The sequence below is a fragment of the Streptomyces sp. NPDC058401 genome (assembly GCF_042722885.1).
GTDB lineage: Bacteria > Actinomycetota > Actinomycetes > Streptomycetales > Streptomycetaceae > Streptomyces.
Window position 1 is genome coordinate 52,030 of sequence record NZ_JBHXKA010000012.1, and the last position, 14,960, is coordinate 66,989.

The 14,960-nt window shown below is 70.5% G+C and carries 17 protein-coding genes; 3 read left to right on the top strand and 14 right to left on the bottom strand.

Translation table 11 applies throughout. The annotated features are described in order from the left end of the window. Nucleotides 1-4 precede the first annotated feature (4 nt). The gene (locus ACFWNV_RS06695; protein ID WP_383941542.1) at nt 5-202 is read left to right on the top strand and encodes a hypothetical protein; all 198 of its coding nucleotides are present in this window, start codon (nt 5-7) and stop codon (nt 200-202) included. A 49-nt stretch (nt 203-251) separates the two neighbouring features. Then, the gene (locus ACFWNV_RS06700) at nt 252-1,646 is read left to right on the top strand and encodes a serine/threonine-protein kinase (RefSeq protein WP_383941546.1); all 1,395 of its coding nucleotides are present in this window, start codon (nt 252-254) and stop codon (nt 1,644-1,646) included. A gap of 43 nt (nt 1,647-1,689) precedes the next feature. Here the strand turns inward: ACFWNV_RS06700 and ACFWNV_RS06705 are convergent, their stop codons facing one another. The 14 genes from ACFWNV_RS06705 to ACFWNV_RS06770 all read right to left on the bottom strand — a co-directional run bounded on the left by ACFWNV_RS06705 (nt 1,690) and on the right by ACFWNV_RS06770 (nt 12,824). Continuing rightward, nucleotides 1,690-2,328, bottom strand: a complete 639-nt coding sequence (locus ACFWNV_RS06705; protein ID WP_383941549.1) for an OmpA family protein — start codon at nt 2,326-2,328, stop codon at nt 1,690-1,692. Between the two features lie 4 nt (nt 2,329-2,332). Continuing rightward, the gene (locus ACFWNV_RS06710; RefSeq protein ID WP_383941552.1) at nt 2,333-2,692 is read right to left on the bottom strand and encodes a hypothetical protein; all 360 of its coding nucleotides are present in this window, start codon (nt 2,690-2,692) and stop codon (nt 2,333-2,335) included. A 258-nt stretch (nt 2,693-2,950) separates the two neighbouring features. Beyond that, complete coding sequence (locus tag ACFWNV_RS06715) at nt 2,951-3,550, bottom strand: pilus assembly protein TadG-related protein (protein ID WP_383941555.1); 600 nt, start codon at nt 3,548-3,550, stop codon at nt 2,951-2,953. Nucleotides 3,551-3,555: 5 nt separating this feature from the next. After that, nucleotides 3,556-3,756: a hypothetical protein gene (locus tag ACFWNV_RS06720; protein WP_382977104.1), complete on the bottom strand. Its 201-nt coding sequence runs from the start codon at nt 3,754-3,756 to the stop codon at nt 3,556-3,558. A 110-nt stretch (nt 3,757-3,866) separates the two neighbouring features. Further along, nucleotides 3,867-4,559: a response regulator gene (locus ACFWNV_RS06725; protein ID WP_383941558.1), complete on the bottom strand. Its 693-nt coding sequence runs from the start codon at nt 4,557-4,559 to the stop codon at nt 3,867-3,869. Next, complete coding sequence (locus ACFWNV_RS06730; protein ID WP_383941561.1) at nt 4,559-5,791, bottom strand: sensor histidine kinase; 1,233 nt, start codon at nt 5,789-5,791, stop codon at nt 4,559-4,561. Before ACFWNV_RS06730 ends, ACFWNV_RS06725 begins: the two co-directional genes overlap by 1 nt. 3 nt (nt 5,792-5,794) lie before the next feature. Further along, complete coding sequence (locus tag ACFWNV_RS06735; protein WP_383941695.1) at nt 5,795-6,685, bottom strand: DUF5936 domain-containing protein; 891 nt, start codon at nt 6,683-6,685, stop codon at nt 5,795-5,797. Nucleotides 6,686-6,698: 13 nt separating this feature from the next. Beyond that, complete coding sequence (locus ACFWNV_RS06740) at nt 6,699-7,637, bottom strand: type II secretion system F family protein (RefSeq protein WP_383941564.1); 939 nt, start codon at nt 7,635-7,637, stop codon at nt 6,699-6,701. Further along, entirely contained in the window at nt 7,634-9,016 is a 1,383-nt protein-coding gene (locus ACFWNV_RS06745) for a CpaF family protein (protein ID WP_383941567.1), read from the bottom strand. Before ACFWNV_RS06745 ends, ACFWNV_RS06740 begins: the two co-directional genes overlap by 4 nt. After that, nucleotides 9,013-9,453, bottom strand: coding sequence for a TadE/TadG family type IV pilus assembly protein (locus ACFWNV_RS06750; protein ID WP_383941570.1), 441 nt, complete (start codon nt 9,451-9,453; stop codon nt 9,013-9,015). The genes ACFWNV_RS06745 and ACFWNV_RS06750 overlap by 4 nt, the downstream gene beginning before the upstream one ends. A gap of 1 nt (nt 9,454) precedes the next feature. Then, nucleotides 9,455-9,832: a TadE/TadG family type IV pilus assembly protein gene (locus ACFWNV_RS06755; RefSeq protein WP_383941573.1), complete on the bottom strand. Its 378-nt coding sequence runs from the start codon at nt 9,830-9,832 to the stop codon at nt 9,455-9,457. A gap of 3 nt (nt 9,833-9,835) precedes the next feature. Further along, nucleotides 9,836-11,143, bottom strand: a complete 1,308-nt coding sequence (locus tag ACFWNV_RS06760) for a CpaE family protein (RefSeq protein WP_383941576.1) — start codon at nt 11,141-11,143, stop codon at nt 9,836-9,838. Nucleotides 11,144-11,150: 7 nt separating this feature from the next. Continuing rightward, the gene (locus ACFWNV_RS06765; protein WP_383941579.1) at nt 11,151-11,855 is read right to left on the bottom strand and encodes a Flp pilus assembly protein CpaB; all 705 of its coding nucleotides are present in this window, start codon (nt 11,853-11,855) and stop codon (nt 11,151-11,153) included. 39 nt (nt 11,856-11,894) lie between these two features. Continuing rightward, entirely contained in the window at nt 11,895-12,824 is a 930-nt protein-coding gene (locus ACFWNV_RS06770; protein ID WP_383941582.1) for a hypothetical protein, read from the bottom strand. Nucleotides 12,825-13,210: 386 nt separating this feature from the next. On the opposite strand from ACFWNV_RS06770, the gene ACFWNV_RS06775 reads away from it, so the two are divergent. Then, entirely contained in the window at nt 13,211-14,908 is a 1,698-nt protein-coding gene (locus ACFWNV_RS06775; protein WP_383941585.1) for a chitinase, read from the top strand. Nucleotides 14,909-14,960: the final 52 nt, after the last annotated feature.

The window sequence follows — 14,960 nt, forward strand, 5'->3', positions numbered from 1 at the left end:
CCCGATGGCCGACATCGACTGGGAAGACGCCTTCTGCGGCGAAGGAAACAACTGCTACCGGATCGGGGTGGACGGGGACGGCAACAGCTACATAGCCCTGTCCGGCCAGGAGGACACGTACCTCAGAGACAGCCGCGAGGCCCTGCAACAGCTGATCCGGGCCATCAAGGCCGGCAAGGCCGACCACCTACTGGACGGTTGACCGGCCCGGCACTTGCGCACGCGGAGGTGCCAGTCAGATCATCTGCTCCATGGGGGAGTTGATGTTCGAACCCGGCGAGTACCTGGCCGGAGGGCTGATCCGCGTCGACGGACTGCTCGGCAGTGGCGGCATGGCGCAGGTCTTGCGGGGCTGGGACACCCGGTTGCAACGGAAGGTCGCCATCAAGACCCTGTTACCCGGACCCGGGTCGGACCGTGCGACCGTCGAGCGGTTCCGGCGCGAGGCGGAGGCGATGGCCGGTTTCACCCATCCGCATGTCGTCGCCGTGCATCAGTCGGGCGTCGAACCCCGGCCGGGCGGACCTTCCGTCCCCTACTTCGTGATGGAACTCGTCGACGGGCAATCGCTCGAAGACCGCCTCCGCAACCGGGGCACACTGCCGGTCCAAGAGGCGGTGCGCATCGCGGACCAGGTACTGAACGCGCTGACCGCCAGCCACGCGCTCGGCCTGGTGCACCGGGACATCAAACCGGGCAACATCCTGCTCACCGAGAACGGCACCGCGAAGGTCGCCGACTTCGGGATCGCCCGCTCCGTGGTCTCCGAGGCCACGGCCCTGACCGGCACGGGTTTCACCATCGGTACGCCCGCCTACATGTCTCCCGAGCAGATCGAGGGGCGGCCCGACATCGACGGCCGGTCCGACCTGTACGCCGTGGGCCTCCTGCTCTTCGAGATGCTCACGGGCCGCCAGCCCTTCGGGGCGAACCGGCTGGTCGTCGGCCACCACCACCTGCACCAGCGCCCGCCGACCCTCACCGAGGCGGGCCTGCCGGGCCTGCCCGGGCTGGAAGTCGTACTCGACCGGGCGCTGGCCAAGCGGCGCGAGGACCGGTACCAGAACGCGCGCGAGATGCGCGTCGCACTCCGTCCCGCAGACGGCTGGACGGGTTCGAACGGCTCCACGAAGCGGCTCCCCTCACAGCCGTATGCGGCTGCGCCATGGCCCCTCCGGACCTACCGCAAGACGGTCACCACCGCACGCGCCGCGGTCACCGCCGGATCCCGGGCCAGATCCCGGTTCAAGGCCCGGGCGGCGTCCCGCGCGGCCCGGCGGCCGGCACCGACACCCCGCATGGCGCGGTGGCGGAAGGCACGGAACCTACGGATCGGGGTCGTGTTCGCCACTCCGCCCGTGGCCTGGTACCTGTCGATGTTCCTGTCCCTCGGCGACTCGGACCCGTGGCCGCTCTTGGGGATCGCCGGCTGGTCCCTGGCGGCCGTAGTCCTGTCCCTGCCCGTACGCAGGCTGTGGAGCGTGCGGCTCCCCCTGAGGACGGGCCTGGCCTGGTGCGCGCTGATCTTCAACGCGGCGGGCCTGCTCAGCACACTCCAGACGGCGGGCGACGCCTACGCCGACACGTGCAAGCCCGACAGCAGCAGCTTCTGCCTCTGGGCCCAGCACTCCGACCTGCTCCGCTGACCCGGCCGCGGCGGTCACCCGCCACGGCCGGCCCGCGGATCGGCTAGCCGCCGGTGCTGCGCGGGAAGGTGACCTCCACGCGGCGGTTCTTCTTGCGGCCTTCCTCGGTGCCGTTGTCGGCGATCGGGTAGTCCTCGCTGTAGCCGCGCACGTCGAAGGTGACGCCGGGGTTGGTCACCGTCTTGGCCAGCTCGGCCTGGACCGCGTCGGCGCGCTTCTTCGACAGTTCCTTGCCGTGCTCGTACGTGCCCTGGTCGTCGGTGAAACCGAAGACCCGGACGGTGGTGGCCTTCTGGGAGTTGATCTCCTGCGCGATGGCCTGGATACGGGCGGCGGCCTGGGCGTTGAAGATGGCACTGTCCTCGGGGAACATCACCTCGGATTGCAGCGCCATCATGACGGTCTGGTTGGTCTCCTGGCGGCGTTCCTCGCCCCCTAGGTCTTCGACGACCTCGACCATGTCCAGGACCTTGGGCGCAGCGAGGATGCCGCCCTGGGGGAGCTTCAGCCCTGGGGAGTCGGATTTGACGGGCGTCGGCGCAGAGGCCGAGGCTTCCGTACCGGGGGGTACGGACGGCGTGACGTCGTCCGCATACGCGCTGGTCGCTCCGATGAAGTGGGCACCGGCGATGACGAGACCGGCGACGGCTGTGGCAGCTGTGGTGCGGTGGCGTTTGGTCATGGGGTCACCCGGAGATTTTGACGGTGGCCGCGGCGAAGCTCGGCAAGCCGAACGCGACCTCGGTCGTACTTGTCGGCGGCGCAGGGTACTGCGCGAAGATGGGGACGCTTTCCCCGGCCTTGATAGGCGTCAGGCCAGTGGTGCACGCGCACCTACCTTCGGTGTCACGCAGCACGTAGTACCGCTTCTTGCCCGCAGTATCGACCACAGTGGCCCCAGCGATCGATGCCGGGCTGGCAGTCTTCTCATCACCACGCCATGTAGCCATCTGCGAGAACGTCGAGGAGCCCGTGTTTTTGATCCGCCCGCTGACGGTGAGGTATCCGTCTTGGTTGCGCACAGCCGAATTGATCTCCAAGATCACACCCGCCGGACCTTGTGACGTGGCTATGACCTCAGCAGGCTCCGATCCCTTTGACTGGGTGGGTGCGGGCTGCGAAGCGTCACTTCCCTGACTCTGAGGAGTGGCGGACTTCTGCGGCTCCTTTGCCTGGTCGTCGCCACCTCCGCACCCGGCCAACGCGAGGGTCAAGACCGCCGCAACCGCAACGGCCGCTCCCCCGCGGACCTTCGCCTTCTGCCGCATGCTCATGTACGCCGTTTCCTTGTCTCTCGTTCGGTGTCAGTCAGTCAGTCGCACAACGAAGAGTTTCCTCGCCAGCTCGTACAAAGACCCAGGATCTGACGGATTGACGATGACCACCGAGCCATCCCGGCACTTGATGTCGACAGCCCCGCCACCCTCGGGCGGTGGCGGGGTGGACGGCGGTTGCAGGAAGCACCGTGGTTCGATCAGGGCCGTTGCCGTGGCATTGGCACGCATGTCCTCGGTCCCCGGGATGACCGAGTCCCCGACCGTGCGACTGGTCCTCACCGAGACGGTGAACTCAGGCATGTCGACATCGCATTCCGAAACAGTGGCTTCGTTCGTGCCGGCGTAGTCGCTGGCCCTGGAACAGGCCCCCTCGGTATCGAAGCGACGCCCCCTGATGATCGCCTCCCAATCCTCCGGTGTGAGGGTGAGGAGATTCCAGCCCGTGAGCGCGTTGTCCCTAACCTGCTGGGCGGCCCCGAGAGCCGCCGCATCGGCTGCACCCTGCGCATCGCTGCGCCTGGCCCCCGCCATCCCGACGACGACGAAGGCCAACGCGGCAAAGAGCATGAGTGCCATCATCGCGGCGTAGAAGGGGAGAACCTGCCCCCGGTCGCGCGAGCCCGCCACGCCTATCAGGAGGTGATGTCGGTCAAGACCTCTGAGATGGCGTTCGCGATGTTGGCGGCGAGCCCCGACCCGATGATCGCCGCAATGATCAACGCAATGATCACGATGATCCCCAGATACTCGAAGACCGTCTGCCCCTCGTCCGCACCCCGCCGCAGCCGGTTCTTCCGTTCGACGATCGCCTTGAGCAGCTTGAGGTTCTGCATGGGAGTCCTCTCCAGACCTGGCGCCGATGTCGATCCGCGGACGGTACGTCGACACACCAGCAGTTGCAAAGGGTCCCGGGACCCAATTACGGACCCACTGCGCACTGCGTCTACCCATGGCCAGCCACCCCCGGACGGGCGGTTCCCAGCCAACGGGCTATCGCCTCGCTCCTCGTGGCGGTCTGGAGCTTCGCGAAGATCCGGTTGATGTGGTTCTTGACCGTCTTCTCGCTGATAAAGCAACTGGCCGCGATCTGCTGGTTACTCATGCCGGAAGCGATGAGATCCATGACCTCCTCCTCACGCGAACTCAGCCCGAACACAGCATGGTTGGGAAGACGCTCCGTAGACTGTCCCACAGTTCGTTGCGGATGCGAAGAGGCCCGGAGTTCCGTGAGCACCGCGCTCGCCGCCGTCGGGCTGAAGTGGGCGCGGCCCGCGCGGACGTCGCGGACGGCTTCGACGAGGTGGTCCGGCGTGAATTCGCCGTGCACCAAGTAGCCGCCCGCACCCAGCAGCAGCGCCTCGCGGACGATCTCTGACTCCTGGCTGTACGTCAGCATCAGCACCGGTGCGAGCTGTACGAGGTGCGGCAGGGCCGAGATGCCGTCCACGCCGGGCATCCGGACGTCGAGGAGGATGACGTCGGGGGTGTGGAGGCGTGTCATGTGCAGGGCTTCGCGGCCGTCGGCCGCCTCGGCTGCGATCTCCATGCCCCCCGCCGTGACTAGCAAGGCCGCCAGGCCTGCCCGTACGACCGGGTTGTCGTCGGCGATGAGCACGCGCAGCGGGGTCGCCGCCATCAGGCTCCCCTCCCCGCGGGGAGGGCGGACAGGGGGAGGGTCAGGCGGACCTGGGTTCCCGGGCGGCCGCCCCGGCGGGCGCCGATGTCGATGCGGGCTCCGATGGCGGCGGCCCGTTCCGTCATGCCGAGCAGGCCGTAGCGGCCCGCGCCGGGCAGGGCTGCGAGGTCGACGCCGCCGGGGAGGCCGCGGCCGTCGTCCTCGATCAGGAGCACCAGGTCGGCGGTGTCGACGGCCGCCTCGACCGTGATCCGGGTCGCGCCCGCATGGCGTCGGGCGTTCTCCACCGCCTCCCCCGCGATGGCCAGCAGGTGCCGGGCCACCGGGGAGGGCACCACCGGGAGGGTGCCGCTCACGCGCAGTTCGGCCACATCAGCAGCGACCCGGGCCCGCAGTTCCGTGGCCAGGGACACCCCGGGCGCGTCCAGGTCGCGGCGCAGGTCGGCCAGTACGTCCCGGGACTCGGCGACCGCGCGGCGGGCCGCGCTGGCCACCAGGTCGGCCCGGCTGCGCAGGGCGGCCGGGTCGGTGGTGCGGGTCAGGGAGTCGGCGGCGAGGGCCAGGCCGTGCAGGGTCTTGGAGACGGAGTCGTGCAACTCGCGTGCCAGGTGGTCCCGTTCGGCCTGCACGGCTTCGGCGACGGCCAGCCGGGCGCGGGTTTCCAGCAGGGCCTGGCCGGCCGTGCCGAAGCGGAGGAGCAGGTCGCGGAGGCTGGCTCCGACCGCCCCCGCCAGGACGCAGAGCATCGAGAGCATCAGTGCCTCGGCGACGACGGCCACCACGGCCGCCTGGATGCCCGCGTAGACGGCGGAGCCGCGCCAGCCGTAGACGATGCCGGCCAGGAGCGGGGTGCACACGGAGGCGAGGAGGAGCGGGGAGCCGGGGGTGGCGGTGATGAGGAGGAGGCCGCTGAAGATCCAGTCGACGGCCAGGGGCCAGCGGTGGCGCAGGAGGAGGGGGCCGAAGCGTTCCCAGTCGCGGAACAGGAGGTAGGACAGCATGAAGGTGAGCAGGACCGCGCCGCCGGCCAGGTGCGTCGGGGCTCCGGGCGGGGTGCGGCTCAGGACGACCGGGGTGCCGAGGGCGATCATCACGAGGCGGAAGGCGAACACCTGGCGGCACAGCGCCTGGAGGGCGTTGACCTGGAGGGCGATCGGCAGCTGTACCGCGGAACGTGCGGACAGCCGGTTCCGCACGGCGGCGAAGGCCGTGACGTCCAGCGAGGCGGTCATGGCTCACCCGCCCCCGAACAGGCCGCTGAAGTCGACGTCCGCTCCGTACACGAACCCGCCGATGAGGAGGATCATCGTCCCCGGCAGCATGAATGTCGTGACGGCGAAGGTCGCCCTCGGGACGGCCCTGGCGGCCCGGCGGCGGGCGTTCTGGGCGTCGGTGCGGCGCATGTCCTCGGCGATGGCGATCAGGGTGTCGACGATCGGGGAGCCCAGTTCCTCGCCCTGCTGGAGGGCGGTGACGAACTGCGCCACCTGCTCGGAGTCGTTGCGCCGGCGCAGGTCGTCGAAGGCCTGGCGGCGGCTGACGCCCATGGTCATCTGTTGCAGGGTGATCCGGATCTCGTCGGACCAGGGGCCCTCGTACTTGGCGGCGACCCGCTCCAGCGCGGGCCGGAAGCCGATCCCGGCGCTGACGACCACGGCCAGGACGTCCAGGAAGTCGGGCAGGGTCCGCTCGATGTGGTCGCGGCGGATCCGGATCGCCGACCAGAGGCCGGCTTCGATCCAGAACACCCCGAAGGCGACCATGACCAGCGCGAGGACCAGCTGCCCGTTGATCAGCATGGCGAAGGCGCCGAGGCCGCCCAGGAAGGCGTAGACGGCGCGGCGTGCGGCGTAGCGGTCGATGGTGAGGCCGGAGGGGTTGCCTGCCCGGTCGATCTGGCGGCGTTTGCGCGCCACCCGGTCCGGGCCCATGAGGCGCAGTATCAGCGGGGCGTAGCGGATGCCGGCGCGGTCGATGAGCGAGCCGACGGCCGTCGTACGGGTGGCGCCGACCTCCAGGGCGAGCATCAGGTCGCTGGGGAGCCTGGTGTCGGCGCGGTAGAGCCGGATGCCGTGGAACACGCCGAAGACCGACAGGGCCACGGCCAGGGCGAGGAGCAGCGCGATCATTCCGGCCTCCTCAGACGGCGATCTTGGTCAGGCGGCGGATGAAGACGAAGCCGAGCGCGAAGAGCCCGAGGGCGACCAGGACGGCGCTCTGTCCGACGACGGAGCCCGTCATGCGGTCCAGGGCGCCGGGCATCATCGCGTCCACCAGGAGCAGGGAGCCGACGCCCATGACCGGTACCAGGTACGCGGTGACCGTGACCTGGGAGAGCTGCGTACGGACCTCGCGGCGGGTTTCCTTGCGCTGTTCCAGGGTGACCGTCAGGTTGCGCAGGCTGCCCACGATGGCGCCGCCCGCGCGGGCGGACAGGACGAGGGTGGAGACCAGGACGACCAGTTCCCGCGAGGGCAGCCGCTCCTCGATCTCGCCCAGGGCCTCCTCCATGGAGTGCCCCACCGCGAGCCGGTCGGCGACCCGGGCCAGTTCCTCGCCGGCCGGTGCCTCCAGTTCCTCGGCGGCCATGCCGATGGCGGTGCGCAGGGCGAGCCCGGCCTGGGTGGCGTTGGCGAGGATGCGGGCCACGTCCGGGAGCTGGTTGATGAACCGCTCGGTGCGCCGGGCCCGCTGCCAGTTGAGGAAGGCGTTGGCCCCCCACAGGGCGATCAGTGCGGCGACCGGGCCGAAGAACGGGGCCAGGAAGGAGGCCGCGACCAGCCAGATCCCGATGACCGCGGCCAGCATGTAGACGAAGTACTCGCCGACGGTGAGGTCCAGGCCGGTCACGGCGAGCTTGCGCTCGATGGTGCGGCCGAGCTTGGTCCTGCGCAGGCGCCGGTCCACGCCCGGGAAGCGGCGCCGGCGGCCGAGGGGGGCCGGGAGGCCGGTCGCGGAGAGCCGCTCGATGAGCGCGGCGCGCTCGGCGCGGCCGGTGGCGTAGGCGTGGATGCCGAGGACCGCCAGTACGCAGGTCAGCAGCGAGACGCCGAGGGTGAGGGAGATCAGTGGGTTCACAGGGCGGTCCGGGTGATGCGGGCGGGGAGCGGGCCGGCCAGCGGATCGGTCAGCGGGTCGGTGAAGGGGGCGTCCGCCGGTGCGACCCCGAAGGCCTGCGGGATCGGCTGGTTGTTCATGTAGAGGCGGTCGGCGAGCCAGCGGGGCAGCGGGTAGTACTCGAAGCGGCCGTGGACGCGGCCGTCGGGGCCCATGGGCTGGGCGGCGAAGCGGCAGACCGTGGTGATCCGGAAGGGCTCGCGGCCGTGCGAGTCGAGGAGGGAGATCTCGGTGATGCGGCGCATGCCGTCGCCGAAGCGGGTCAGCTGGACGATGATGTTGACGGCGCTGTTGATCTGGTCCTGGAGCGCCTCGAAGGGGATCTCCACCTCCGACATGGAGGCGAGGGTCTGCAGGCGCATCAGGGCGTCGATCGCGCTGTTCGCGTGCACGGTGGCGAGCGAGCCGTCGTGGCCGGTGGACATCGCCTGGAGCATGTCGAGCGTCTCCCCGCCGCGGACCTCGCCGACGATGATGCGGTCGGGGCGCATGCGCAGGGAGTTGCGGACCAGGTCGCGGATGGTGATCTGGCCCTTGCCCTCCACGTTGGGCGGGCGGGATTCGAGGCGGATGACGTGCGCCTGCTGGAGCTGGAGTTCGGCGGAGTCCTCGATGGTGATGATGCGCTCGCCCTCCGGGATCAGTCCGGAGAGGGCGTTGAGGAGGGTGGTCTTGCCGGTGCCGGTGGCGCCGGAGACGATCACGTTCAGCTTGGCCGTCACCAGGCCCGACAGCAGGAGCAGCATCTGCTCGTCGAGGGAGCCGAGGCCGATCATCTCGTGCAGGGTGAAGGCCCGGGGGAAGCGGCGGATCGTGAGGGTGGCGCCGGTCAGGGAGAGCGGCGGGATGATCACGTTGACGCGCTCGCCGCTGGGCAGCCGGGCGTCGACCATCGGATTGGCCTCGTCCACGCGGCGGTTGACCGTGGAGACGATGCGCTCGATGGTCTGCATCAGCTGCTCGTGCGAGGCGAAGCGGAGCGGGAGCTGCTCCACGCGGCCGGAGCGTTCCACGAAGATCTGGTCGGGGCCGTTGACCATGATCTCGGAGATGGTGGGGTCTTCGAGGAGCGGTTCGAGCACGCCGAGGCCGAGGGCCTCGTCGACGACGCGGCGGATGAGCTGGGACCGCTCGACGGTGGAGAGGACCGGGCCCTCGCGGCTGATGATGTGGCCGAGCACACGCTCCAGGCGCGCGCGGCGCTCCGCGGGCGCGAGCGCGGACATCTCGGCGAGGTCGATCTCCTCCAGCAGCTTCGCGCGGTACGAGGAGACCAGGCGGCCGTCCTCGCGCGGATTGTGGCGGTCGTCGGGGGTGTTGACCCGGGAACGAAGGCTCATGGTCCGGTCACCTCGGGGTCGTCGTTGGGCATGACGGCGCTCCGGGTGACCGTGCGGCCGGCCACGCCGGGCACGATCGATTCGATCGTCAGGGTCACCGTCATCCTGACCGCGTCCCGGGTCCGGGCCCGGTCGATCTGCGCTCCCCGTGCGAGGTTGTCCGAGATCGCCGCACGGCCGGCGGCCGCGCCGTCTCCCGGATGGCGGGCTTCCACGCGGGCCGCCGCGCGGGCGGCGGTCTGGGCCTGCTGGACCACGTACGCGGACCAGCCCAGCTGCATGGCGCCGATCCCGACGAGCAACAGGATGGGGAGGAAGCCGATGTACTCCAGGGCGACTTGACCGCTGTCGCGGTCGCCGCGGCGCAGAACGCGGAGACCGCGGAAACCACGCAGACCGCGGAGACCGCGCAGACCACTGATCCGGATCCGGTTCATCTCACCTCTCCTCGTTCGGGGAACCGCCCGTGCCGCGGATGGGGACGCCGATGTTGAACCCCGGGAACAGGACGGGGAGGTTGAGACTGACCTCGGCCGTGTAGAGGTTCCCGGACTTCCCGCAGGCGGCCGACATGGTCCAGGCCCCCCCGATGTGCTCCCCCGCGGCTTCCTGGCAGGCTCCGGCGCCGTGTACCGCCCCGGCCCGCGCCGCCTCGTCCGCGGCGTTCCCAGCGAGGGAGAAGGCGTAGCCGATCAGCACGCACTCCCACACCGCCACCACGATCAGCAGGATGTAGGGCAGCATGCCGACGAACTCGATCACGACCTGCCCGTCGTCCCCCCGGTCCTTCCACCGGAACCGTCTGCGACCCGCCACCCGTCAGCCCTCCCGCCCGCGCCGTGTCCACGGTGCGACGGAGCCCCGGTCGCCCCGGCCGCGCAGTCGGGCCACCGGGCCGGAGCCGCGTACGGCCAGGGCCGCGCCGGGTTCGGCCGGCGGGCCGTCCGCGGCCTCCGGGGCGGTCAGCAGACCCAGTTCGCCGGCCACCGCCCACAGGGCCTGCTTGACCGTCGAGCGGTTGTCGAGGTCCTGCACCCGGCCCGCGTCGACGACGGCCTGGAGTTCCTTGAAGGCGGCCGGCACGGGGGTGCGTACCGCCCGGGTCTTGGTGATCTTCTCGATCAGGGCGGGCTGGATCTCTGTCTGCTTGGACCAGCGGTTGACCACCATGGTCGTCTCCTCCGCCTTCCTGACCTGGAGCCGTTCCCACATCCGGACCATGCGCTTGGCGGCCCGTACCGCGACCACGTCGGGGGTGACGACCAGGACGGCCGTGTCGGCGAGTTCCACGGCGGCCGCGTTGGCGCCGGTCATCTGGGTGCCGCAGTCGATGACGACCACCTCGTAGCGGGCGCGCAGGGCGGCGATCACGTGCCGGGCGGCCCGGTCGTCGACCTCCTCGCCGCGTTCCCCGTCGGCCGGGGCCAGGAGCAGGGCGAGCCCGGTGCGGTCGTCGTAGACGGCGTCCTGGAGGACCCGCGGGGAGATGTCCTGGATGCCGGCGAGGTCGGCGATGGAGCGGCGGAACTGCACGTCGAGGTACGAGCCGACGTCGCCGGCCTGGAGGTCCAGGTCGAGCAGGGCCGTACGCCGGCCCGCGGCCACCGCGGCGAGCGCGAACTGCACGGCCGCGAAGGTGGCGCCGACCCCGCCCTTGGCCCCGGTGACCGTGACCACCCTGCCGCCCGGGCCGCTGGGCAGTTCCGGGCCCCGGCCCAGGTGGCGGCGTACGCCCACGGACCACTGGGCGGCGGCCTGGACGCGGGCGGCGAGCTCCTCGTAGGCCAGGGGCAGGCCGATCAGGCCGCGGGCGCCGGAGTCCATGGCGGCGGAGAAGAGGGCGGGGCTCGCGTCGGAGGTGAGGAGGACGACGCCGACCGCGGGGAAGCGCAGGGCCACCTCGCGGATCAGGTCCAGGGCGGGGAGCGGACCGATCCGCTCGTGGACGAGGACCACCTCGGGCAGCTCGTCGATCGACTCCCCGGCGAACCGGGCGAGGGTGTCGAGGAGGAAGGTCGAGTCGGGCACCGGGGCGGCCGGCTCGGCGCCCGGGAGCTGGCTGAGCAGGGTGGCGATGATGCGGGCGGACTCCGGGTCGCCGACCGCGGGGAGGATTCGGGTGGTCATCGGCGCCTCACCGGTCCCCTTCGAGGGTGTAGAAGTGGTCGCCCGGGTTGGGCGCCGAGTCGGTGCCGGGGGCCACCAGGGCCAGGCGTACGTGCACCGCGAAGGACTCGGCGTAGGCCACGCGCTGGGTGTCCTTGGTGGCCAGGGCGAAGGTGATCGGGACCGCGTCGGTGGGGCTCTTCTTGTCGGGGTCCTTGCTGTCGATGGGGGTGAGCTTGCCGACGTTGATGACGCGGGCGTTGGCCACCATGAGCACGGACACGTCGGGGTCGGTCGGCTTCTTGCCCTTGTAGGTGCCGATGATGTTGACCTTGGCGCCGGGGGTGACCTTTCCGGCGACGCCCGTGGAGGAGTCGATCATGATCGCGATCTCCTGCTCCCCGGCCTGGAGCTTCGGCTTGTCGACGAACATGTCGCTCTGGAGCAGCGAGCCCTTCTTCAGGGAGGTGAGCGCCAGCTTGTCCTTGAGTGCGCCCAGGTCGGTGACGGCGGTCTCGGACAGCCACCGCTCGGGGACCGTGACCTGCTCGAACTGGCCCGGCGTCAGGGGCGTGTACGGGGCTATGTCGCCCTTCACCCGGTAGGCGACGACCTCGTTGCCGACCTTGGAGTTGACGTCTCCCACCACGACGAGGACTCCGCCGAAGGCGGCGAGGGCACACAGGGCCGACAGGATCAGCAGGATGACGCCGCGGCGCTGGCGTGAGTTCATGGCCGTCTTACCTCGCCGTTCTTCATTCGTTCGGGCCGGTCAGTGTCTGGATCTGGATCTGGGGCGGAGCTGTGCGGCGGCCGCGGCATTGCCTGCCGATGCCGTCGGGGGCGGCTGCGGTGCGAGGAGCGGGGCGGCGCAGAAGCCGCAGCGGTCGCCGATCAACTCGAAGCCGCACCAGCGGCACTCCTCGCGGCGGACCGAGGCGACGAGCTGGTAGAGCACCGAGGGGTCCGGGATGGCGGCCGCGAACTCCACCAGCTTCGGCGTGGCCCACCAGGCGGCCGAGTCGGCGGGCAGCGGGTTCTCCATGACGCCCTGGACCCGCCAGGCGGGGGCCAGGTCGGTGGCCACCCAGTCGGAGGCGAGCTGGCCACGGGCGAAGGTGAGGTGGGTGGCGAAGTCGGGGCCCGGGGGCAGCGTGGCGCCCCCGCCGTGGGCGCCGCCGGAGCCGGAGCCCAGTTTGACCAGGTGCGGGACCGGGTGGGCCAGTACGGCGAACTGGGCGTTCGGGGACCAGGACTTGGCGTGCGCCTTCAGGCCGACGGGCACCCGGTCCAGTTTGGCGACCGAGCCGAGCAGCGCGCCCGCGTAGATGTAGTGGGTCAGTAACCGGGCCGCCGAGGCCAGGACCCCGGGGCTGAAGTCGCAGACGCTCAGCTGGCGCAGCTGACGTACCAGCAGGGCGGTGGCCAGCGGCGGGAGATCGACGTCGACGAGGGCGATCCGGTCGGTTTCCAGGATGGCCCGGACGGTGTGCAGGCGGCGTACGGCGGAGGCGCGGAGCCAGGTCGGTACGAGCACCACCAGGTGGCCGTGGCGCTCCAGCAGGCCGGCCGTCTGGGCGAGCGCGCCGTCCAGGTCGAGCTCCTCGGGCGGCGGCAGCACGGCGGCGGCCGGGGTGTGCCGGTCCGGGGCCGGCAGCACCAGATCGGCGCTGGTGACAGCAATGGCGATCGGCACGCGCATCCCCCCGTTCACCCCGTCATCCACGGGTGTTCCCCTGACCGCGGCGGGTGCGCGCATGCTGCGCGACCGCAAACGATCAACACCCTTCCCCCTTGCCCCAGCACCATATCCACGTCCTTCCTGACAGGGCAGGGCCTTGCACATTCCCGTGCCACGGGCACGTGTCACGGGGGGCGGGAAAATCCGGACAACAGGGATGGCAAGACGGCGTGCAGATCGATCAGTTCAAGCCATATTGCAAACACTCTTGACATGGACATTGGACTAGACCAACTTGGCTGCGGGGCACCCCACTTGCCCCGCACCTGTCCCACACCTGCCCCGAACCAGCCCCACAACCCGTTCTGACGCGACCTCACTTCCCCACTCCCCCCACCGGAGCCCACGTGAACCGCATACGCTCCCTCGCCATCCCCCTCGCCGTGACCCTCGCCGCCGCCGGGCTCACCGCCCTGGCCACCGGCACCGCCCAGGCGGCCGACGTCAACGTCGTCCGCAACGGCGGCTTCGAGTCCGGACTCGCCAACTGGACGTGCACCTCCGGCAGCGGCGCCGTCGTCCCCTCCCCCGTCTTCGCGGGGGCCGGCGCCCTCAAGGCCACCCCGGCAGGCCAGGACAAGGGCCAGTGCAGCCAGGTCGTCACCGTGAAGCCGAGCTCGACCTACACGCTCAGCGAGCAGGTCAACGGCTCGTACGTGTACCTCGGCGCGACCGGGACCGGCACGCAGGACGTCTCCACCTGGACCCCCGGCACCGGCGGCGGCTTCCAGAAGCTGTCCACCACCTTCACCACCGGCCCGAGCACCACCCAGGTCACCGTCTACACCCACGGCTGGTACGGCCAGCCCGGCTTCGTGGTCGACGAGTTCAGCGTCTTCGGCCCCGACGGCGGAGGCGGCACCGACCCCTCGCCGACCATCCCCGGCGCACCGGCCGGCAGCGCCGTTTCCGGCCAGAGCGCCAGCGGGCTCACCCTTTCGTGGAACACGGTCAGCGGGGCCGCCGGGTATTACGTGTATCAGGACGGCGTCCGCGTCCAGACCGTGACCTCGGGCACCTCCGCGCAGATCAGCGGGCTCGCCGCGTCGACCTCGTACTCCTTCCAGGTGAGCGCGTACAACGCGGCCGGCGAGGGCACGAAGGGCGCGGCCGTCACCGGGACCACCACGAGCGGCGGGGGCGGCAACCCGAACCCGTCGGTGCCCAAGCACGCGGTGACCGGCTACTGGCAGAACTTCAACAACGGCGCGACCGTCCAGAAGATCTCCGACGTCTCCGCGCAGTACGACATCATCGCCGTCTCCTTCGCCGATGCCACGAGCACGCCCGGCGGCATCAGCTTCAACCTCGACTCGGCCGGCCTCGGCGGCTACACGGTCCCCCAGTTCAAGGCGGACATCGCCGCGAAGAAGGCGGCCGGCAAGTCCGTCATCCTCTCCATCGGCGGCGAGAAGGGCACCATCTCGGTCAACGACTCGGCGTCCGCGACCAACCTCGCGAACTCCGCGTACGCGCTGATGCAGGAGTACGGCTTCACCGGGATCGACATCGACCTGGAGAACGGCCTGAACCCGACCTACATGACCCAGGCGCTGAAGGCGCTGGCGGCGAAGGCCGGGCCCTCGTTCGTGCTCACCATGGCCCCGCAGACCATCGACATGCAGTCGACGCAGGGCGGCTACTTCAAGACGGCGCTCGCCGTGAAGGACATCCTCACCGTCGTCAACATGCAGTACTACAACAGCGGCGCGATGCTCGGCTGTGACGGCAAGGTCTACTCCCAGGGCTCGGTGGACTTCCTCACCGCGCTGGCCTGCATCCAGCTGGAGGGCGGGCTCGACCCCTCGCAGGTGGGCATCGGGGTCCCGGCCTCCCCCAGCGGCGCGGGCAGCGGCTACGTCTCGCCGACCATCGTGAACAACGCCCTGGACTGCCTGGCCCGGGGTACCGGCTGCGGGACCTTCAAGCCGTCGAAGACCTACCCGGGGCTGCGCGGCGCGATGACCTGGTCGACCAACTGGGACGCCAAAGCGGGTGGCGCTTGGTCCAACGCGGTGGGTCCGAAGGTCCACGCCCTGCCGTAGCAGGTAGGTGTGTGGGGGTGGCTGGTTTGAGGTTCTTGACCCGGACATGCCA